We start from the raw sequence: 20,030 nt of genomic DNA, 5'->3' as shown, positions 1-20,030 counted from the left end.
CTCGCAGCGAGGCCATCACCATGACCCTGACAGATATCGCAAGGCAAGTCGCCCTGGCCGCCGTCCTGACCGGGCTCATTACGCCGCCGGCATACGCCCAGCAGGCACGCGTCATCGTCAAGTATCGCGATGGCTCGACGCTGGTCCGGCAAAGCGATCCCGGCGGCCGCGTCAGTGCGCTGGCCGCGCGCACCGGCCTGCAGATCCGCACCGAGCGCAAGCTGACCGACCGTCTGCATCTGGTCGAAGCGAAGGGCATCGACACGCAGCAGTTGGCCAACCGATTGGCTGCGCAGGCCGACGTGGAATACGCCGTGCCGGACCGCCGAAAGCAGGTACGGGCCATTCCGAACGACCCGCTCTTCAGCATGGAGTGGTACCTGCAGTCGACCGAAAAATCCGCCATCAATGCCACGGGAGCCTGGGACATCACCACCGGCAGCGGCGACATCGCGGTGGCGGTCATCGATACCGGCGTACGTCCGGATCACCCGGATCTCGCCGGCAAGTTCGTCACGCGCGACGACGGGTCGGTCTATGGCTACGACTTCGTCACCGAGCCGCTCATCGCCAACGATGGCGACGGCCGCGACCCGGACCCGAGCGACCCGGGCGACTTCATCACCCAGGCCGACGTCGATGGTCAGGAGATCTTCAAAGGCTGCCCGGTCGGCAATAGTTCGTGGCACGGCACGATGGTGTCCGGCATTCTGGCCGCCGGCTCCAACAACTCGATCGGCGTGACCGGCGTCGGCTGGGGCGTGCGTGTGCTGCCGGTCCGCGCCATGGGCAAGTGCGGCGGATACGACTCGGACATCATCGCCGCCATGTACTGGGCCGCGGGTCTGCCGGTCGAAGGTGTGCCGACCAACACGCATCCGGCGCGCGTCATCAGCATGAGCCTCGGAGGATCGGGCACGTGCAGCGCGGCCTACCGTGACGCCGTCGCCCAGATCGTGGCGCAGGGCACAACGATCATCGTGGCGGCGGGCAACGACAACGGCCCTGTCGAAGAACCCGGCAACTGTGCGGGCGTGCTGGCGGTGGCCGGTGTCCGCCACACCGGCGGCAAGGTCGGCTACAGCAGCTTCGGGCCCGAGGCAGGAATCGCCGCACCAGCCGGCAACTGCCCCAACGGCGACCCGTGCGGTTACCCGTTCATCACCACCACCAACGACGGCAAGCAGAGTCCCGGCAACAGCATCTACACCGACCGAAGCGCTCACGTCGCGCTCGGCACGAGCTTCGCCACACCGCTGGTCAGCGGCACGGCAGGTCTGATGCTATCGGTGCATCCAGGGCTGGCGCCAGCTTCGGTGATGGCGCGGATCAAAGGCACTGCCGTTGCGTTCCCGGCGGAAGCCGGCCTACCCAGTTGCAGCACCGGCACCAACGCCGACCAGCAATGCAACTGCACCACCGGCACGTGCGGCGCCGGCCTGCTCAATACGCGGGCGGCGGTGAATGATGCCTTGCGCCCGGAAGCCCGCATCGCGGCGGGCGAAGCGATGGCGGGGTCCGCCATGACGCTGGACGGCAGCAGCAGTACCGCCGCCACCGGGCGACGCATCGCCAGCTACTTGTGGTTGCTGGCCAATGGCAACGGTGTCGTCACCGCGCTGTCGGGCACCGATCAGGCGCAGGCGAGCGCATTGCCGTCGGTTAACGGCACTTTCGTCGTGTCGCTTACCGTGACCGACGATCAAGGCGCCACGGATACGAGCACCGCCACGATCGCAGTGGGTTTGGCTACGTCCAGCTCCTCGTCCGCCGCAAGCAGCGTATCGAGCGTGCCGGCCAACAGCGGCGGGAGCGGAGGTGGAGGTGGAGGTGGGGGCGGTGCCGCCGATCCGCTGATGCTGGCCGGGTTGGCTGCGTTGGCGGCGATCAGTTACGGCCTGCGCCGCACCATCAAGCCGGCCGCGACGGACCAGGCGAGACCGCCCAGATAGCCATAGAGATGTGCGCTGGGCGCGGGCGGGATGCCCAGCCACTCGCCGGGACCGCCCACGTGGGCGATGCCGGCCCAGGTCTTGATGCCGACCCCCACGACGAGCAACGCACCTGTCATTCGCAGCACGCCGGGGTGCCGACGGGCGGCGAGCCCCCAGCCCAAGGCGGCGACGGCGCCGTAAAGCGCGCCGGACAAGCCCACGTACCACGCCAGCGGCGGATCGTCGTAGCGCAGGCCGACGGCCACGCCCACGGCAGCCACAAGCAACGCGCCCATGACATGTGCGAGCAGCGCGTGTCGCCGCGCGACCAGCGCCATCAGCGCAAGACCGGACAGATTGAGCAGCAGATGCGGAGGCCCAAGGTGGACCAACTGGGCGGGCAGCGCCATCCACAGAGGATCGGCGCCGGGCCGGTAGCGCAGCGCTGACAGCGCTGGCTGGAACGTGAATACGATCATGGCGGCGCCGAGCGCCAGAGCAGCCGCTGCCGCCAAGCGCTCGCGCCGTCGGTTCATGATGTCAACCGCCGAGCTTCTTCTTGAGCAGCTCGTTGACCTGCGCCGGGCTGGCCTTGCCCTTGGAGGCCTTCATGACCTGGCCGACCAGCGCGTTGAAAGCCTTTTCCTTGCCGGCGCGGAATTCCTCGACCGACTTCGGGTTGGCGGCCAGCACTTCGTCGATGATCGGTTCGATGGCGGAGGCGTCGGTCACCTGCTTGAGCCCCTGCTTTTCGATAACCTCGTCGGCCGTCGCGCCTTCGCCATTCCACAACGCATCGAAGACTTTCTTGGCGATGTTGTTGGAGATAGTGCTGTCCGCGATGCGCGCCATCAGCCCGGCCAGTTGTGCGGGCGATACGGGAGAGTCGGCCAACGAGCGTTCTTCGCGATTCAGGCGCGCGGCGAGCTCGCCCATCACCCAGTTGGCCAGTGGCTTGGCGAGCGCGGCGCCACCGGCTGCCAGTGCGTCGAGGTAGTACTGCGCGGTGTCGCGGCTGGCGGTGAGCGTGGCGGCATCGTAGGCCGACAGACCGTACTCGTCCTGGAGGCGTTGGGCCAGTTGCACCGGCAGTTCGGGCAGTTCGCCCTTCACGCGGGCGATCCAGTCGGCGTCGATCACCAACGGCAGCAGGTCGGGATCGGGGAAGTACCGGTAGTCGTGCGCGTCTTCCTTGGAGCGCATCATGCGCGTCTCGCCGGTATCCGGGTCGAACAGCACGGTGGCCTGCTGGATCGCGCGGCCCGATTCGATCTCATCGATCTGCCAGCCGATTTCGTATTCGATGGCCTGTTGCAGGAAGCGGAAGCTGTTGAGGTTCTTGATCTCGCGCCGCGTGCCGAGCGGCTCGCCGGGACGACGCACCGAGACGTTGGCGTCGCAGCGGAAGGAGCCTTCCTGCATGTTGCCGTCGCAGATGTCGATCCATTGCACCAGCGCATGCAGCGCACGGGCGTAGGCCACGGCTTCGGCCGCGGAGGCCATGTCGGGCTCGGTGACGATTTCGAGCAGCGGCGTGCCGGCGCGGTTCAGGTCGATGCCCGACTGACCATGGAAGTCTTCGTGCAAGGACTTGCCGGCGTCCTCTTCGAGGTGCGCGCGCGTCAGGCGCACGGTCTTTTCGTAGGCCTTTTCACCTTCGCCCACGCGGATGGTGATCGTGCCGCCCTGTACCACCGGCAGCTCGAACTGGCTGATCTGGTAGCCCTTGGGCAGGTCGGGGTAGAAGTAATTCTTGCGCGCGAAGACCGAGCGCGGCGCGACGGTCGCGCCGATGGACAGCCCGAAGCGGATGGCCCGCTCGACCGCGCCGCGATTGAGTACCGGCAGCACGCCGGGCAGCGCGATATCCACCGCGCTGGCCTGCACGTTCGGCTCGGCGCCGAATGCCGTGCTGGCGCCCGAAAAAATCTTCGAACGGGTGTTGAGCTGGGCGTGGGTTTCCAGCCCGATGACGACTTCCCAATCGCTTCTCATTGCGTGCGGTCTTCAACAGGTAATCCTGCATTTTATCGCACCGCACCGGTTTGCCGGCACACCAGCGCTTTCCCGCGTTGCAGTGCGGCACGGCGGCGCGCATCATCGGGGCCGCCCATCCAGGAGCCACCCATGCCACATCTGCTTGCACTCGACCAGGGTACGACCAGTTCGCGCGCAATCGTCTTCGACCAGGACAGTCGCGTCATCGCTACCGCGCAGCGCGAGCTGAAGCAGTCGTTCCCGCAGCCGGGCTGGGTGGAGCACGACCCGGTCGAAATCTGGCAAGGCCAGCTTGCCTGCGCGCAACGGGCGCTGGCCGACGCGGGATTGACCGCGCAGGATGTGGCCGCCATCGGCATCACCAACCAGCGAGAAACCACCATCCTGTGGGACCGCGGCACCGGCCAGCCCGTGGCGCCCGCCATCGTCTGGCAGGATCGCCGCACGGCCGCCCATTGTGCGCGCCTGAAAGAGGACGGGCTGGAGCCGGTTTTCCGCGCCCGCACCGGGCTCGTCGTCGATCCTTATTTTTCCGGTACCAAGCTGCGCTGGCTGCTCGATCAGGTGCCAGGCGCCGGGGCTCGCGCGCGCAATGGCGAACTTGCTTTCGGCACCGTCGATAGCTGGCTGGTGTGGCAGCTCACCGGCGGCGCGATGCACGTGACCGACGTGAGCAACGCGTCGCGCACTCTGCTCTACGACATCCACACCGGCGACTGGGACGACGACCTGCTGGCGGTGCTCGGCATTCCGCGCGCGGTGCTGCCGCGTGTCGTGCCTTCGAGCGGAGAAATCGGCTATTCACTGGCGGCGTTGTTCGGCGCGCCGATTCTCATCGGCGGCATCGCGGGCGACCAGCAGGCAGCACTTTTCGGGCAGGCCTGCAATGCGCCGGGCATGGCCAAGAATACCTACGGCACAGGCTGTTTCGCACTGGCGCACACCGGCAACAAGGCGTGCACGTCCACGCACGGGCTGGTCACCACGCGCACTGCGCAGCTCGGCGCGCAGGCCGGCTACGCGCTGGAAGGCAGCGTGTTCGTGGCAGGCGCCGTCGTACAGTGGCTGCGCGACGGCCTGGGCATCATCCGCGATGCGGCGGAGATCGAAGCGCTGGCGACATCGGTGCCCGACAATGGCGGCGTACACGTGGTGCCCGCCTTCACGGGCCTGGGTGCGCCGTACTGGGAACCCGAAGCTCGCGGCGCCATCGTCGGCCTGACGCGCGGCAGCACTGCGGCGCACATCGCGCGGGCGGCGGTCGAATCGATCGCCTACCAGTCGGCCGAGTTACTGTCCGCCATGCAGGCTGACAGCGCCCTTGCCGTACGCGAACTCCGCGTCGATGGCGGCGCGTCGCGCAACGATCTGCTCATGCAGTTCCAGGCCGACCTGCTTGGCGTGCCAGTGATGCGTCCGGTGGTGCAGGAAACCACCGCACTGGGCGCGGCCTATCTTGCCGGACTGGCCGCCGGTGTGTGGCCGGATGCCGACGCGCTGGCCGGCATGTGGCAGCGCGAACGGATGTTCGAGCCGGCCATCGGCCGCGACCAGGCGCAGGCACTGCTGCATGCATGGCGCCAAGCGGTCCAGCGCGTGCTGTGATGGCGACGCCGGCGCATACCGCCTAGGGTATTCCATTACGTATTATTACAGCGACCGTCTGCGTGTTCGCGCGGATGTGTTGACTCTCGCGCCTTTTCATACTTGGTTACACGGTAGGCGCTCCGCGTCTGCCGCATTGACAACCAGACGCTCCGTGCCATCTGGCGCGGACAAAGTCGGAGGAGACCATGCAGAATGTCCTGCCCAGGCTAGGGTGGGCAGCCCTTGCCGTATTGGGGGCCTGTTCGCTCGCCGTCGTCGCGCTGTCGCGCGGCGAAACCATCAACGCGCTATGGATCGTGATCGCGGCCGTGTCGGTGTATCTGATCGGCTACCGCTTCTACGCGCGCTTCCTGGCCCACACCGTCGTCGGCGTGGACCCCAACCGCATGACGCCGGCCTACCGTTACAACGATGGGCTGGACTATGTGCCCACCAACAAGAACATTCTCTACGGCCATCACTTCGCCGCCATTGCAGGTGCCGGTCCGCTGGTCGGCCCCGTGCTGGCCGCGCAGATGGGTTACCTGCCGGGCATGTTGTGGATTCTGGCCGGCGTGATCTTCGCCGGTGCGGTGCAGGATTTCATGGTGCTGTTCATCTCGACGCGCCGCGACGGCCGTTCGCTGGGCGACCTGATCAAATCCGAGCTCGGACCGATCCCCGGTGTGATCGCGCTGTTCGGCACTTTCATGATCATGGTGATCATCCTGGCCGTGCTGGCGCTCATCGTCGTCAAGGCGCTGACTGACTCGCCCTGGGGCAGCTTCACCGTCGCAGCGACGATCCCCATCGCAATCTTCATGGGCATCTATCTGCGATTCATCCGCCCGGGCCGCATCCTGGAAATCTCGGTGCTCGGCTTCGTACTGCTGATGGCCGCCATCATCTTCGGCGGCGACGTCGCAGCCAGCCCGACCTGGGGGCCGATGTTCACGTTCGATGGCAAGCAGCTCACGTGGATGCTGATCGGCTACGGCTTCATCGCTTCGGTGCTGCCGGTGTGGCTGCTGCTGGCACCGCGCGACTACCTGTCGACCTTCCTGAAGATCGGCACCATCCTCGGTCTGGCGATCGGCATTGCCTTCGTGGCACCGCAACTGCAGATGCCCGCGCTGACGCAATTCGTGGATGGCACGGGTCCGGCCTGGTCGGGCAACCTGTTCCCGTTCCTGTTCATCACCATCGCCTGCGGCGCGGTGTCGGGTTTCCACGCGCTGATCTCGTCGGGCACCACGCCCAAGCTGATCGAGTCCGAAAAGCACCTCGCCTTCATTGGTTACGGCGGCATGCTGATGGAATCGTTCGTCGCCATCATGGCGCTGGTTGCCGCCTCGTGCGTCGATCCGGGCGTGTATTTCGCGATGAACAGCCCGCTGGCCGTGCTCGGACCGACGGCCGAGACCGCTGCGCACACCATCTCGCAATGGGGCTTCGTGATCACGCCTGACGTGCTGGCGCAGACCGCCGCCGACATCGGCGAGAAGTCGGTGATCGCACGTGCGGGTGGCGCTCCGACGCTGGCCGTGGGCATGGCGCACATCCTGCACCAGGCAATCGGCGGCAAGGCGATGATGGCGTTCTGGTATCACTTCGCCATCCTGTTCGAAGCGCTGTTCATTCTGACCGCAGTCGATGCGGGCACGCGTGCCGGCCGCTTCATGCTGCAGGATCTGCTGGGTACTTTCGTACCGTCGTTCAAGCGCACCGAGTCGCTGGTCGCCAACCTCATCGCCACCGCACTGTGCGTGGCGGCCTGGGGTTACTTCCTGTACCAGGGCGTGGTCGATCCGCTGGGTGGTATCAACACCCTGTGGCCGCTGTTCGGCGTGGCCAACCAGATGCTGGCAGCCGTGGCGCTGACCCTGGCGACGGTGGTGCTGTTCAAGATGAAGCGCCAGCGCTACGCCTGGACGACGATCCTGCCGACGGTGTGGCTGCTGGCCTGCACGCTGACGGCGGGCTGGCAGAAGATCTTCTCGGCCAACCCGAAGGTCGGCTTCCTGTCGCACGCCGCCAAGTTCTCGGACGCCATCGCGCGCAATGAAATCCTGGCTCCGGCCAAGACCATGGCGCAGATGCAGCAGATCGTGTTCAACGACTACGTGGATGCGACGCTGTCCGGCGTGTTCATCTTCGTGGTGATTGCCGTGCTGCTGTTCGGTATCCGCTCCTGCATGAAGGCGCTGCAAGAACAACGCCCGACGGTGCGCGAGTCCGAATACGTGCCGGTTGGCGAAGCAGCAGGCGCCTGAGTCGATCATGTTCAATGACCTTGCACGCATGGGTCAGTATCTCGGGCAGGCGGCGCGTGCGCTGGTAGGCCTGCCCGACTATGACACCTACGTGCAGCACATGCGCACGACGCATCCGGATCGCACGCCAATGACGTACGAGGAATTCTTCCGCGAACGGCAGGAAGCGCGCTACTCCGGCGGCGCGGGCAAGTGTTGCTAAGACCGCAGCCCACCCAGGTCGTACAGGTGGGCTGACTACCATCTCCGCCTCTTGCGCGTCGCTTCGGTGACGCGCATTTTTTCGTTTGTCATGCAAGAAACGATCCCCGTTACCCTGCTCACCGGTTTTCTCGGCGCCGGCAAGACCACGCTGCTGAACCGCCTGCTGGCGGCCATGCGTGGCACGCGCATCGCCATCGTCGAAAACGAATTCGGTGCCGTCGGCATCGACGGCAGCCTGGTGGCATCAGAGGCCAGCGCAGTCGTGGAATTGTCCGATGGCTGCATCTGCTGCACCGTCAAGGGCGCGCTCTCCGACGCGCTCGTCTCGATGGCGGCACGGCGCGCGAGCGGAGAGCTCGCTTTCGAGCGGCTCATCATTGAGACGACCGGGCTGGCCGATCCAGCACCGATCGTGCAGGTTTTTCTGCGAGACGAAACCCTTCGCGGCCACTACCAGCTCGATGGCGTGATCACCGTCATCGACGCATTGCACGCCACCGCGCAACTCGATCGCGAACGCGTGGCGGCATCGCAGGTGGCTTTCGCCGATCGGCTGATCCTCACCAAGACCGATGCGCTCAGCGTCGACGGGGCCGCCACGCTGGCCGCGCGACTGGCGCGCATCAACGCACGCGCACCGCTGGAATGGGCATCGCGCATCGATGACCTGCGAGCGCTACTATCGATCGGCGGCTTCATGTTGCGCGAATCCGGCCTGCCCCGGCGCGGATGGCGCCCCGTGGGCGAGCGCTCATGGGACGACGCGATTGCCTCGGTGGTGCTCGAATGCGATACACCGCTGCCGCTGGATGGCATCTCGCTCTTCGTCGATGAACTCCTGGCCGACCACGCCAATGACCTGCTCCGGTACAAGGGCATCCTGTCGATCGCTGGCGAGCCGCGACGGCTCATCTTCCAGGGCGTGCACCAGGTGGCAGGCTTCGACTACGGTCGCCCGTGGGACAGCAATGAGCTGCGCACCTCGCGCATAGTGCTGATCGGCCGCGATCTGCCGGTGGAGCGTCTGAGGGCGCGCTTCGCGGGGCTCACCGAGTAGAACTCTTGCAGGGTGGGCCGCCTGGCGCGGGCCCACCCGATGGCTGCTAGGCCGGCACGGCATTCATCGTCGTCGCGGGAATGCCAAGCGCCTTCATCAGCTTGCTCCAGTCGCCCCGTGAAACGAGGGGACGCAGCATGTCCAGCATGGCGTCAAAGGCCTCTGCCGGCGCCTTCGATCGGATATCGCCGAGCAACATTGCACGTTCCTGCGCGTTTGCGTACGGCAGCATCCAGCGCATGACGATGCCCATTTCCTGCGGCGGAATGGAGGCCACCAGCCGGTCGTGGATGTCGATGAGTTCGGCGTCCGAATACGCTGCCCACAACACGCCATTGTTGTGAGCCTCTTCATGCGCCATGTGCTCGAAGTTTTCGCCGACGAAGACCGCGAGCCGCTTGTAGACTTCGGATGCGAGCGGCTGACGCAGCGGCACCGGCAGCAGTTCCAGTTCCTGCGTATCGGCGAGGAAGGCCTTGACCGCCATGATGTGTTCCGCGTGATCCAGAGCGGTGTCTCCGGACGATCCTGGCCGGCGCGCTTCCATCGCGGCGTGAATGAACTCGTTCTCGTGCTGCAGGTGCTTGAAGCAGGTCTCCATCAACTTGCGCAACTGCGCGGTCGCCGCCAATGCGTCGCGCTCGTCACTCCAGTCGGTGCGACCCACGAGCGATACGGTGTCGCTCATGAATGCCCGCAAGCCTTTGTGCACCAATGCGTACATGTCGAATCGCGCAACGGCGCGGCTGTCCTTGCCCATCATGCTGCTCTCCTCAAACGTTTCGATCGGGGTGGTACGGCGACGTGCCATGAAACGTCGCGACGTGGAGCGGCAGAGTACGGCGGGCGCTGGCGGGGCGCCGCTAAATCTTGGCTAAGGGATTCCTAAGAAAGTCCTAAGGCGACCGTGCCCCATCGGGCTGCCGGACATGGCGCGGATGACTCAGGCGGGCGGGCGCCGCGGACGGCCCTTGGGCAGAGGCAGGCCACGACGATTGGCCGTCGATTCAGCATCCGCCGCGCCCAACATCCATCCTCGATGCGCCGCAAAGCGGATAGCCTCCAGTTGCCGGCCGGAGAGGCCGTTCTCGAGCAGCGTGCGATACACCGCCTGCCGCTCGAACGGCGTGTTGCCCAGCGCCCAGTACAGAGCGTGGTCGGTGATGAGCGGATCGGCGGCGAGGCCGACGTGATGACGACAGCTCGACCAGTCGTAGTGCGAGGGTTCGCTGGCGAGTTGATGGCGGACGGGGTTGAGTTCGACGTACGCGTAGCACGCCAGAAGGTAGGCGTCCGGCTCGACGACGGTGGAGCGGTAGCGCCCTTCCCACAGCGTTCCGCTGCGCCCGTGGCGATCGTTGAAATAGCGGACGTAGCGGCGGCCGAGGCGCTGCATCATGGCGCCGGCCGCACCTTCATCGCCCGGCGTGGCAACCATGTGAACGTGGTTCGGCATCAGTACATAGGCATGCAGCGCGACGCCGGCTTCGCGCGCGGATTCACGCAGGTGCACGCGATACTGCTCGAAGTCGGCGTCGTCGTTGAACACCGGCGCGCGATTGTTGCCCCGCTGCAGGATCAGTTGCGGCATGTCGGGCACGTACAGTCGCGGCAGGCGGCTCATGACATTCAGGAAAAGCGCGAAATACCGACTCTTGTCCGGTTCATGACAAAGCGATGGTTCGTTCTCAGACGTTGCCGACCGAGAACAGGCGGCGATGCTCCTTCATCGCGTAGCGGTCCGTCATGCCGGCGATGTAGTCGGCCACGGCGCGAGCCTTGTCTTCGCGCGCACGCTCCTGATGCTGCATGGGCAGCAGCCGGATATCGCTCATGAAGGCATCGAACAGCTCGGCGATGATGCGCTTGGCCTTGGCCATTTCGCGCAGCACAACGTAGTGCCAATAGAAGTTCTCGCGCAGGAATTGCTTGAGTTGAAGCTGCTCGCTGCGCATCTCGTCCGAAAAAGCCACCAGCGGCGCACTGCAATTGTGTACGTCGTCCAGCGTGACCACAGCGGCGTCGGCGATGTTGCGGCGCGTGGTGGCGATCAGGTCCAGCGCCAATGCGTTGATCATGCGCCGCACGGTTTCGTGGATGAGCTTGCGGCCGGCGATGCCGGGATAACGGCTGCGCGCATCGTTGGCGTGGCGCGCGAAGACGTCGACGCCTTCGAGCTGTTCGAGCGTGATGATCTGCGAGCGCAGCCCGTCGTCGACGTCGTGATTGTTGTACGCGATCTCGTCGGCCAGATTGCACAACTGCGCTTCGAGCGAAGGCTGCTTCTTGTCGATGAAACGGCGGCCGAGCTCACCGAGCAACGCAGCGTTCCTGGGTGAGCAGTGCTTGAGGATGCCTTCGCGCGTCTCGTAGGTGAGATTGAGTCCGTCGAACTGCGCGTAGTGGTCTTCCAGCAACTCGACCGTGCGCAGGCTTTGCAGGTTGTGTTCGAAGCCGCCGAACTCGCGCATGCACTCGTTGAGCGCATCCTGCCCGGCGTGGCCGAAGGGCGTGTGGCCGAGGTCATGTGCCAGCGAGATGGCTTCGACGAGGTCTTCGTTCAAATCCATCGCCCGCGCCAGCGAGCGGCCGATCTGGGCGACCTCGATGCTGTGCGTCAGCCGTGTGCGGAAGAGGTCGCCTTCGTGATTGACGAAGACCTGCGTCTTGTATTCGAGGCGACGGAATGCCGTCGAATGGATGATGCGATCGCGGTCGCGCTGGAATTCGCTGCGCGAGGCCGGGTGGTCTTCGGCGTGCACGCGGCCGCGGCTGTTGGCCTCGCTGACCGCGTAAGAGGCGAGCGTGGCGGCGGCGGTCGTCATGCCACGCAGGCGGCGATGGCCGCTTCGATATCGCTGCGCGCAGCGCGATCGGTGATCTGCGCGCGACCGATCTGCTCGAGCAGGATCAGGCGCAGGCGACCGGCTTCGACCTTCTTGTCGTGGTGCATGAGTTCCACGTAGCGCTCGACGCCCAGGGCCGGCCCCGCGACGGGCAGGCCCGCGCGCTCAAAGATGGTACGCACGCGCGCGACGTCGGCCGAGCTCAGCATGCCGAGCCGCGCCGAGAGCTCTGCCGCCATCACCGTGCCCGCCGCGACCGCTTCGCCGTGCAACCACACGCCGTAACCCATGCCGGTTTCGATGGCGTGGCCGAAGGTGTGGCCGAGGTTGAGGGTGGCGCGCTCGCCTTGCTCGGTTTCGTCGGCGGCGACGACTTCGGCCTTGTTACGGCAACTGCGCTCGACGGCGTAGGCCAGCGCTTCGGGATCGCGTGCGAGCAGCGCATCGATGTTCGCTTCGCACCATTCGAGGAAAGGCAGGTCGCGGATGAGACCGTACTTGATGACCTCAGCCAGCCCGGCCTTGAGCTCGCGGTCAGGCAGCGTGTCGAGCGTGGAGACGTCGGCCAGCACCAGTCGCGGCTGGTAGAACGCACCGATCATGTTCTTGCCGAGCGGATGGTTGATCGCCGTTTTGCCGCCGACGGAGGAGTCGACCTGCGACAGCAACGTGGTCGGCACCTGGATGAACGGCACGCCGCGCTGATAGGTCGCCGCGGCAAAGCCGGCCATGTCGCCGATCACGCCACCGCCCAGCGCGATGACGGTGGTCGAGCGTTCGCAACGATTGCCCAGCAGACCGTCGAAGACGAGATTGAGCGTCTGCCAATCCTTATGCGCCTCGCCGTCCGGCAGGATAATTTCGGTGGTGCTCACGCCGGCGCCGCGCAGCCCTTCGGCGAGCTGCGCCAGATACAGTGGCGCCACGGTCTCGTTGCTGACGATCGCCACGCGCCGCGCCTTGAGGTGGCGCAGCACGAGATCCGGCTGGCCGATCAGACCGCGGCCGATGTGGATCGGATAGGCGCGCTCACCCAGCGCTACGTCGAGTGTACGCACAGTTGTTCCCATTCCTTGAGGATTCTCGATACCGCCGTATGCGAGTGATGGCGCGCGCCATCCACGATGATGTCGGCGATCTCCCGGTACAGCGGATCGCGCTGCGTGCGCAGGGCGTTGAGTTTGCCCAGCGGGTCGGCGACCTGCAGCAGCGGACGGTTGGTGTCGTGACGGGTGCGTTCGAGCAGCACGTGGGTCGGTACATCCAGGTACACCACCCAGCCGGTGCGACGCAGCACCTTGCGGTTTTCCGGGTCGAGGATCGCGCCTCCCCCTGTTGCCAGCACGATGCCGGCTTCTTCGGACAGTTCGACGATGGTCTGAGCCTCGCGGCGCCGGAAACCGGCTTCGCCTTCGAGTTCGAAGATGGTGGGAATGCGCACGCCCGTGCGTGCTTCGATCTCGTGGTCAGTGTCCACAAAACGGCGCCCCATGCGCCGGGCAAGTGCGCGACCGATGGTCGTCTTGCCCGAGCCCATGAGGCCCACGAGATAGATGTTATGGCGCTGTCCGTTCACGACAGCGATTCTAGCAGTCCGCGGCCGGTTCTTCGCGGCCGCGGTTTGTCGCACGGTTACGGCGTGCTGCCAGCCGACGAGGACGATGAAGCCTTGTTGTCGGACATCATGTAGCGGATGTAATTGTCAGCATCAGGTGCGTTGACGATGATCGTGCTCGATCCGTCCGTGATCGGTGAGCCAGTCGGTGCGTTATTACCAACCGTGTAGGCGACGATACGGTGCTGAGCATGATCGACATCCGGACGCCCCGTGTAGTTTCCGCTGCACTGACTGTTGACGGTCAGACACGCACCGCTGGGCTGGCTGGCGAGCGAGGTGGCCACAATCACGCCTGAGTAGCTCACGAAGTTGACCACCGTGCCGTCAGCCACCGGGTTGCCCTTGATGTCACCAACAGTGACGGAGAACTTGCACGGATAGGTGCGCTTCTCGATACCAGTAGCGCAATCCGAGGCAGGGTCCCACTGCAGGAAGAACTTGGACTGATCTGGACGACTGCCGGTGATCACGATCTGATCGTTCGAGTAGTACTCCTTGGTCGGCACCACGACGAGTTTGCCGATCACGTTGAACGTAATCGGCTCCGAGCCCGAGTTGACGGTCACGGAAGCGATACCGTCATCGTTCGACGTCACTGTCACATCCGACGCGCTGCCATTGGTAAGGATGCCGCCGTTGCGCTTGGTGACCGAATAGATCACCTGGGCGCTCTTGACCGGGTTGTTGGAGCTGTCCAACACCTTGAACTGGACAATCGTCTGCTCGGCAGCATTATTGATGCCGTTGGTCGATCCTGAGATGAACAGGCGGGTCGTCGACGCCCCCACGTACTGCAGATACGAAGGCGTGCCTGCCGTGCCGGTGCCGGACGTCGAATTGATCGAGTAGTTCTGGCTGACCGAGGCCGTGCCGGCCGCCGCCTTGATCGTCATGGCGCCGCTCGCCGAAGGCGTCGTCGCCGACAGCGTGATCGACGCTTTGCCGTTGACGTCCGTCAGTGCCTTGCCGCTGTTGGGCGTGAATTGGGAGTTGGTCGTGTCGTCGGTCGTGAATACAACGACGACGCCGGCCGCCGGAGTCTTGTCCGGATTGGTCACCGTCACCGAAAGCTTGAACGGCTTGCCATAGACGAGGGCCGACGTCACCGGATTCACCGTCAGGCCGCTGGCCGTATCGACGGTTTCGAGCGTCATGCCGAAAGCGGTTGTCGCTTCCGAGCTGGACGAGGATGTCGACGACGAACTCGACGTATTGCCGCAACCACCCGAAGCCAGACAGGTGCCATTGCCGCCACCGCCGCCACCACAGGCGGCGAGCACCAAGGGAGTGGCGACGAGGATCGCCAGTTTTTGCCACATCTTCATGTTGTATTTCTCTCCAAGACGGCTCTGTGCCGCTGATACTCAGGACCCGCAGTCTGACGGTTGATGCACTTCGGCGCGAGCACCCTTGCGGGTAGCTCACGCCGTTGTCATGTCGTCATTGCACGAATCGGGGAATCAGCGTGCCAGGGCCTGGTCAGTCACGATTCGCGGTGTAATGAAAACAAGCAGCTCGGTCTTGTCGTCCGACCGTTCGTTGTTGCGGAACAGGGCGCCGAGGTAGGGCACGTCGCCAAGGAGCGGAACCTTCGTCGTGGTGTTGCCCACGGTCTGCTGGTAGATGCCGCCGATGACCACCGTGCCGCCGTTTTCCACCAGCACGTCGGTCCTGACGTGCTTGGTGTCGATGGCGATGCCGGAACCGGTCGACAGCGACGTGTTGGGGGTGTCCTTGTTCACATCGAGCGACAGGAACACGCGACCGTCGGGCGTGATCTGCGGACGCACGCGGAGGGCCAGGTTGGCCTTGCGGAACGACACGCTGGTCGCGCCCGAACTGGTGGCCTGCTGGTACGGGATTTCGGTGCCCTGCTCGATCAGCGCTTCGACCTGGTCAGCCGTCATGACGCGCGGACGCGATACCACCTTGCCGCGCCCGTCGGCTTCGAGCGCCGACACTTCCATGGTCAGGAAGCGGGTCGCCGCGCTGTTCCACAGCACGAAGGACAGCGCACCCGCGGCCTTGTCGCCGATCGACGATGCGGGCAGGTTCAATGCAAGGCCCTGGCTCGAGAAGATCGGCTGCTGGTCGGTCAGGCCGGCCTGGTAGGCCGTGGAACCGAGGCCACCGCCGATGGTGGTGCGCGGAATGGTGTTGCCCGCCGAGTTGGTGCCCGCGGTCGAACCGCTGGCGGACCCGAAGCCCAGGCGCACGCCGAGGTTGCGGCTGAAGGTGTCGGTCGCTTCGACGATCTGCGCTTCGATCAGCACCTGGCGCACCGGCACGTCGATTTCCGCGATCAGCGCGCGCAGCGCTTCGAGCTGGCTGTTGATGTCAGTCACGAAGATCTTGTTGGAGCGCTCATCCACCGCCACCGTGCCACGCTTGGACAGCACGGTCTGGTCCTTGCCCTTGAGGAAGTCGGATACCTGCTTGGCATTGTGGTAGTTGATCTGGAAGCTCTCCGTGCGCAGCGGTTCGAGGTCCTGGATCTGCGACCGGGCTTCCAGTTGCAGCTTTTCGCGCGCGGCCAGTTCATCACGCGGCGCGATCCAGATGACATTGCCGTTCTTGCGCATATCCAGACCTTTGGCCTGGAGAATGATGTCGAGCGCCTGATCCCAGGGCACATCCTTCAGGCGCAGGGTGACGTTGCCGGTCACGCTGTCGCTGGTGATGATGTTGAAGTTGGTGAAGTCGGCAATGACCTGCAGCACCGAGCGCACGTCAATGTTCTGGAAGTTGAGCGACAGTTTCTCGCCGGCGTACTTCTGACGATTGTCGCCACCCTGCACGAGTTTGCGCGGATCTTCCTGAACCGGCTTCACTTCCAGCACGAACTGGTTGTCGCTCTGGTAGGCGTTGTGTTCCCACAGCCCCTTCGGGCTCACCACGAGACGCACCATGCCACCTTGCTGCGTGGTCGACACCGACGTCACCGGCGTGGCGAAATCGGTCACATCCAGGCGGCGCGACAGGTTCTGCGGCAGGCTCGTCTTGAGGAAATCGACCACCAGATCGGAACCCTGCTGGCGGATGTCGATGCCGGTGTTGGCGTCCGACAGATCGACCACGATGCGGCCTTCGCCGTTCGGGCCGCGACGGAAGTTGAGGTCGCGGATGCTGTGCTGGTCCGGGCCGCCTTTCTGTTCGGCGAAGCGCGCCGTCGTGGTTGCCTCGGGCGACTTGGCGGTGGCGGCGGACAGCGTGATCACCACGTCGCGGCCTTCCACACGGGTGTCATAGGTCAGCGCGCGGTTCAGGTTCAGCACCAGCCGCGTGCGGTCGGCGACCTGCACGACGTTGGCGCTGCGCACGTCACCTTCGTTGATCGTCTGCGCATTGCGTCCCAGGGCGTTACTGGTACCTGGGAAATCGATCGCCACGCGCGACGGGTTGGAAACCGAGAAGCTGCCCAGTTGGCCGTCGAACGGTTGGCGCAGCGTGACGCGAACGATGACGTTGCCGCCTTGTGAGGTGGCCCCGATCGACTCGATCGCGTTCTTCGCGGTGGCCGCTGCAGGCGCCGCAGCCGGTTGGGCCGTCTGGGCGTGCGCCACCGGCACGGCAAGCATCAAGCTGACGCCCGCCGACAGGCAGAGTGCAGACAGTCGAGTACCGATTTTCATTTTTTAGCCTCTTGCTCTTGCAGCTGCATCGTGCTGACACGCTCGATCCAATCCCCATTGGAGTCTTCGATCAGTTCCTTGAGCGTGATCTCACCGTCGGTGATCTTGGTAATCACCCCGAAGTTTTGTCCCAGGTAGTTACCCACCCGTGCCTGGTAGATGGTCTTGTCGGCCTGGATCAGCGCGACGGGGCGCCCGCCCGACATCATCATCCCGACCATCTTGAGCGTCTCCAGCGGATACGCTTCCAGCGGTTCGCGGCGACGGTTCATGTCGGGCCGGTTCTTGCCGCCCCCGCGGCGTTCCGGCTCGAGCTTGCTGGATGCGAACGGATCGACCAGGCCGCCGTTGTCATAGTCGACGACCGGAAAGGTCTTGATCGTCGGCAGCGGCGGCACGCGACCGCGCATGTCCTTGGCCTGGTCCTGCATCCAGTTCCTGATGTCCTGGTGGTCGTCGTTGCTGCAACCTGCCAGCAGCGCACAGCCCACGAGGATGAGCCAACTCGATTTCACGTTTCGATCTCCCCGGCTCGTCACTTCTTCTGAGCCGCCTTTTCGCGGCGCTGCTTGGCGATCTCTTCTTCGTCGAGATAGCGGTAGGTCACGGCGTTGGCGTCCATCATCAGCTTGCCGGACGGGTTCATCGTGATGGCCATGTCCGACAGCGTCACGATGCGCGGCAGCTTGGCGACGTCGCTGGCAAAGTTGCCCAGGTCGTCATAGGAGCCCGTCACGCGCAGCGCGATGGGCAGTTCGGCGTAGAAGTCGCGCACCGCTTCAGTGCCCGGCTTCCACAGCTCGAACGACAGACCACGGCCACGGCCGGCCTGATTGACGTCGACCAGCAGCGCTTCCATCTCGGATTTGTTCGGCAGTTGCTTGAGCAGGGTGCCGAACTGGCGGTCGATGTCGGCCAGCTGCTTGCGGTATTCGTCCAGGTTGACGGCCTGGCGCTTCTTGCCGACCCACTCTTCGCGCAGTTGCACTTCCTGGCTACGGCGCTCATCCAGCGTTTCGAGCTGACCTTTCCACAGGAACCACCAGGCGCCGACGAGCAGCAGGATGAAGAGGGCCACCAGCGCAGCCACCCGCGGCGCTGCGGGCCACAGGCCAGGATCGTTCGGATCGAGCTGGCGGAAATCGTCGACGAGGCGCTTGAAATCGAACGCCGCCACTTTCTTCAATGCAGGGGCTTTCACGGCTTGCGCTCCGTCTTGGCGTTCTTGGCGCTGTCGGCGTCGATCGGCTGGCGCTCGATGCTCACGTTCAGGTTGAAGTCACCCACGCGGCGGCCCTTGAGATCCACGGCCTTGATCTCGATGAGTTCGGGCTTTTCGAGCACCGGCGACGAATCCAGGTTGCGCATGAGCTGTGAGACGCGGGCGTTCGATTGCGCGTAGCCCTGGATGTTGATCCGCATTCCGGTCTGCTTGATCGCGCGGATGTACACGCCTTCCGGCGTCTGGCGGATCAGCTCGTTGAAGACGTGCACGGTCTCGGCACGGTTGCTTTGCAGCGACTCGATGACCTGCTTGCGCGACAGCAGCGCCTGCGTCTGCTCGCGCAGGCGCTTGATCTCGGCGATCTCCTTGTCGAGCGAGGCAATCTCGCGCTTGAGGAAGTCGTTGGTGGCTTCCTGATCTTCAATGGCGCGGTCGATGAAGGTGTAGCCGACGAAGGCGATCATGCCGCACAGCATGGCAACCAGCGCGAGCAGTGAGTAGAACTGCTGGCGGCGTTGCTTGCGCGCTTCTTCGCGATGCGGGAGAAGGTTGATGCGGATCATGCGTCGAACCTCCGCAGGGCGAGGCCGCAAGCCACCATCAGCGCGGGCGCTTCAGCGGCCAGGTTCTTGGGGCGAACACGCTGGGACAACGCCATGCCGACGAAGGGATTGGCGATCTGGGTGCTGACCTGCGTACGGCTGGCCACGATCTGGTCGATGCCCGGAATCACCGCGACGCCGCCCGAGAGCACCACCAGGTCGACCTGGTTGTATTGCGTCGAAGTAAAGAAGAACTGGAGCGCGCGCGACACTTCCAGCCCCAGGCTGTCCATGAACGGGCGCAGCAGTTCGCTTTCGAAATTGTCGGGCAGGCTGCCCGAGCGCTTGGCCGTCTCGGCCTCTTCCATGCTCATGCCATAGGCACGCATGATGTCCTGCGTCAGCTGGCTGCCGCCGAAAGGCTGTTCGCGCGAGTACAGCACGACGTCGTCACGCAGAATGGCGACCTTCATGCTGTGCGCGCCGACATCGATGACGGCGATGATCTTGCCTTTGCCGCTTTCCGGCAGGCGACGGCGGATCAGCTCGAACGCGGCCTGTGCGGCGAAGGATTCGACATCCATCACCACCGCCTTGAGGCCGGCCGACTCGGCGGCGGCTACGCGATCCTGGACTTTTTCCTTGCGCGAGGCGGCGATCATCACTTCGACTTCGTCTTCGGAGCCGGCCATCGGGCCGAGCACCTGGTAGTCGAGATTGACTTCTTCGATGGCGAAGGGAATGTACTGGTTAGCTTCCGACTCGACCGCGATTTCCATGTCCAGCTCGCGCAGGCCGGCCGGCAATGCGATCTTCTTGGTGATCACTGCGGGCGCGGGCAGAGCCAGCGCAACCTGGCGGGTATTGGTGCCGAGGCGCTTCCACGCCTTGCGGATGCTGTCGGCGACGACTTCGAGGCTGGCGATGTTGCCGTCGGTCACCGCGTCGCGCGGCAAGGGCTCTATGGCATAGCGCTCGAGCCGGTACTGGTTCGCGCCAGCCTCCGCCAGCTCGACCATTTTGACCGCCGACGAGGAAATATCCAGGCCCAACAGGGGCTTGGCTCTCCCTCCCAGCAGGGCGGACAGATCTCTCACGATGACGTCTTCCTCGA

Annotated in this window: 18 protein-coding genes; 5 read left to right on the top strand and 13 right to left on the bottom strand. The window is 64.8% G+C overall.

Annotated elements, in window-relative coordinates; all coding sequences use genetic code 11:
• The first annotated feature begins 20 nt into the window (after nucleotides 1-20).
• Nucleotides 21-1,952: a S8 family serine peptidase gene (locus ACDA63_RS04425; protein ID WP_373661975.1), complete on the top strand. Its 1,932-nt coding sequence runs from the start codon at nucleotides 21-23 to the stop codon at nucleotides 1,950-1,952.
• Here the strand turns inward: ACDA63_RS04425 and ACDA63_RS04420 are convergent.
• Both ACDA63_RS04420 and gatB read right to left on the bottom strand, forming a co-directional pair.
• Nucleotides 1,892-2,470, bottom strand: a complete 579-nt coding sequence (locus tag ACDA63_RS04420; RefSeq protein WP_373661974.1) for a rhomboid family intramembrane serine protease — start codon at nucleotides 2,468-2,470, stop codon at nucleotides 1,892-1,894. The genes ACDA63_RS04425 and ACDA63_RS04420 overlap by 61 nt on opposite strands.
• Nucleotides 2,471-2,474: 4 nt before the next feature.
• A complete protein-coding gene (gatB, locus tag ACDA63_RS04415; protein ID WP_373661973.1) occupies nucleotides 2,475-3,929 on the bottom strand; it encodes an Asp-tRNA(Asn)/Glu-tRNA(Gln) amidotransferase subunit GatB in 1,455 nt (484 codons plus the stop codon).
• A 132-nt stretch (nucleotides 3,930-4,061) separates the two neighbouring features.
• Between gatB and glpK the strand changes: the two genes are divergently transcribed.
• The 4 genes from glpK to ACDA63_RS04395 all read left to right on the top strand — a co-directional run bounded on the left by glpK (nucleotide 4,062) and on the right by ACDA63_RS04395 (nucleotide 9,053).
• Complete coding sequence (gene glpK, locus ACDA63_RS04410) at nucleotides 4,062-5,537, top strand: glycerol kinase GlpK (protein ID WP_373661972.1); 1,476 nt, start codon at nucleotides 4,062-4,064, stop codon at nucleotides 5,535-5,537.
• 188 nt (nucleotides 5,538-5,725) lie between these two features.
• Nucleotides 5,726-7,792, top strand: coding sequence for a carbon starvation CstA family protein (locus tag ACDA63_RS04405; RefSeq protein WP_373661971.1), 2,067 nt, complete (start codon nucleotides 5,726-5,728; stop codon nucleotides 7,790-7,792).
• A 7-nt stretch (nucleotides 7,793-7,799) separates the two neighbouring features.
• A complete protein-coding gene (locus ACDA63_RS04400) occupies nucleotides 7,800-7,994 on the top strand; it encodes a YbdD/YjiX family protein (protein ID WP_373661970.1) in 195 nt (64 codons plus the stop codon).
• A 90-nt stretch (nucleotides 7,995-8,084) separates the two neighbouring features.
• Entirely contained in the window at nucleotides 8,085-9,053 is a 969-nt protein-coding gene (locus ACDA63_RS04395; RefSeq protein ID WP_373661969.1) for a GTP-binding protein, read from the top strand.
• Nucleotides 9,054-9,099: 46 nt separating this feature from the next.
• Here ACDA63_RS04395 and ACDA63_RS04390 read toward each other — a convergent pair whose 3' ends face one another.
• From ACDA63_RS04390 to ACDA63_RS04340, 11 genes are all read right to left on the bottom strand, one after another.
• Nucleotides 9,100-9,816, bottom strand: coding sequence for a hypothetical protein (locus ACDA63_RS04390; protein WP_373661968.1), 717 nt, complete (start codon nucleotides 9,814-9,816; stop codon nucleotides 9,100-9,102).
• A 180-nt stretch (nucleotides 9,817-9,996) separates the two neighbouring features.
• Complete coding sequence (locus ACDA63_RS04385; protein WP_373661967.1) at nucleotides 9,997-10,677, bottom strand: transposase; 681 nt, start codon at nucleotides 10,675-10,677, stop codon at nucleotides 9,997-9,999.
• Between the two features lie 64 nt (nucleotides 10,678-10,741).
• Nucleotides 10,742-11,878 (bottom strand): deoxyguanosinetriphosphate triphosphohydrolase, encoded by a 1,137-nt coding sequence (locus ACDA63_RS04380; RefSeq protein ID WP_373661966.1) that lies wholly within the window; start codon nucleotides 11,876-11,878, stop codon nucleotides 10,742-10,744.
• Nucleotides 11,875-12,957, bottom strand: coding sequence for a 3-dehydroquinate synthase (aroB, locus tag ACDA63_RS04375; protein ID WP_373661965.1), 1,083 nt, complete (start codon nucleotides 12,955-12,957; stop codon nucleotides 11,875-11,877). Before aroB ends, ACDA63_RS04380 begins: the two co-directional genes overlap by 4 nt.
• Complete coding sequence (locus ACDA63_RS04370; RefSeq protein ID WP_373661964.1) at nucleotides 12,939-13,475, bottom strand: shikimate kinase; 537 nt, start codon at nucleotides 13,473-13,475, stop codon at nucleotides 12,939-12,941. Before ACDA63_RS04370 ends, aroB begins: the two co-directional genes overlap by 19 nt.
• Before the next feature lie 56 nt (nucleotides 13,476-13,531).
• Nucleotides 13,532-14,842 (bottom strand): hypothetical protein, encoded by a 1,311-nt coding sequence (locus ACDA63_RS04365; RefSeq protein ID WP_373661963.1) that lies wholly within the window; start codon nucleotides 14,840-14,842, stop codon nucleotides 13,532-13,534.
• A gap of 135 nt (nucleotides 14,843-14,977) precedes the next feature.
• The gene (gene pilQ, locus ACDA63_RS04360; RefSeq protein WP_373661962.1) at nucleotides 14,978-17,149 is read right to left on the bottom strand and encodes a type IV pilus secretin PilQ; all 2,172 of its coding nucleotides are present in this window, start codon (nucleotides 17,147-17,149) and stop codon (nucleotides 14,978-14,980) included.
• Nucleotides 17,146-17,664: a pilus assembly protein PilP gene (locus ACDA63_RS04355; protein WP_373661961.1), complete on the bottom strand. Its 519-nt coding sequence runs from the start codon at nucleotides 17,662-17,664 to the stop codon at nucleotides 17,146-17,148. The genes pilQ and ACDA63_RS04355 overlap by 4 nt, the downstream gene beginning before the upstream one ends.
• A 20-nt stretch (nucleotides 17,665-17,684) precedes the next feature.
• On the bottom strand, nucleotides 17,685-18,350 hold the full coding sequence (locus ACDA63_RS04350) for a type 4a pilus biogenesis protein PilO (RefSeq protein ID WP_373661960.1): 666 nt from the start codon (nucleotides 18,348-18,350) through the stop codon (nucleotides 17,685-17,687).
• Nucleotides 18,347-18,937: a PilN domain-containing protein gene (locus ACDA63_RS04345; protein ID WP_373661959.1), complete on the bottom strand. Its 591-nt coding sequence runs from the start codon at nucleotides 18,935-18,937 to the stop codon at nucleotides 18,347-18,349. The genes ACDA63_RS04350 and ACDA63_RS04345 overlap by 4 nt, the downstream gene beginning before the upstream one ends.
• On the bottom strand, nucleotides 18,934-20,013 hold the full coding sequence (locus ACDA63_RS04340; RefSeq protein WP_373661958.1) for a pilus assembly protein PilM: 1,080 nt from the start codon (nucleotides 20,011-20,013) through the stop codon (nucleotides 18,934-18,936). Before ACDA63_RS04340 ends, ACDA63_RS04345 begins: the two co-directional genes overlap by 4 nt.
• Between the last annotated feature and the right edge of the window lie 17 nt (nucleotides 20,014-20,030).

It is taken from the genome of Uliginosibacterium sp. sgz301328 (assembly GCF_041807905.1).
In the GTDB taxonomy this organism is placed as follows: domain Bacteria; phylum Pseudomonadota; class Gammaproteobacteria; order Burkholderiales; family Rhodocyclaceae; genus JBGVSA01.
The sequence above is the reverse complement of the archived record's forward strand: the minus strand, read 5'-3'. Positions and strand labels throughout refer to the sequence as shown.

Excerpts from the sequence above, each read along its gene's own strand:
- ACDA63_RS04365 (WP_373661963.1), bottom strand. The coding sequence starts at position 14,842 with ATGAAGATGTGGCAAAAACTGGCGATCCTCGTCGCCACTCCCTTGGTG.
- ACDA63_RS04425 (WP_373661975.1), top strand. The coding sequence starts at position 21 with ATGACCCTGACAGATATCGCAAGGCAAGTCGCCCTGGCCGCCGTCCTG.
- ACDA63_RS04385 (WP_373661967.1), bottom strand. The coding sequence starts at position 10,677 with ATGAGCCGCCTGCCGCGACTGTACGTGCCCGACATGCCGCAACTGATC.
- gatB (WP_373661973.1), bottom strand. The coding sequence starts at position 3,929 with ATGAGAAGCGATTGGGAAGTCGTCATCGGGCTGGAAACCCACGCCCAG.
- ACDA63_RS04400 (WP_373661970.1), top strand. The coding sequence starts at position 7,800 with ATGTTCAATGACCTTGCACGCATGGGTCAGTATCTCGGGCAGGCGGCG.
- ACDA63_RS04380 (WP_373661966.1), bottom strand. The coding sequence starts at position 11,878 with ATGACGACCGCCGCCGCCACGCTCGCCTCTTACGCGGTCAGCGAGGCC.
- ACDA63_RS04420 (WP_373661974.1), bottom strand. The coding sequence starts at position 2,470 with ATGAACCGACGGCGCGAGCGCTTGGCGGCAGCGGCTGCTCTGGCGCTC.
- ACDA63_RS04405 (WP_373661971.1), top strand. The coding sequence starts at position 5,726 with ATGCAGAATGTCCTGCCCAGGCTAGGGTGGGCAGCCCTTGCCGTATTG.
- ACDA63_RS04390 (WP_373661968.1), bottom strand. The coding sequence starts at position 9,816 with ATGATGGGCAAGGACAGCCGCGCCGTTGCGCGATTCGACATGTACGCA.
- ACDA63_RS04345 (WP_373661959.1), bottom strand. The coding sequence starts at position 18,937 with ATGATCCGCATCAACCTTCTCCCGCATCGCGAAGAAGCGCGCAAGCAA.
- ACDA63_RS04395 (WP_373661969.1), top strand. The coding sequence starts at position 8,085 with ATGCAAGAAACGATCCCCGTTACCCTGCTCACCGGTTTTCTCGGCGCC.
- glpK (WP_373661972.1), top strand. The coding sequence starts at position 4,062 with ATGCCACATCTGCTTGCACTCGACCAGGGTACGACCAGTTCGCGCGCA.
- pilQ (WP_373661962.1), bottom strand. The coding sequence starts at position 17,149 with ATGAAAATCGGTACTCGACTGTCTGCACTCTGCCTGTCGGCGGGCGTC.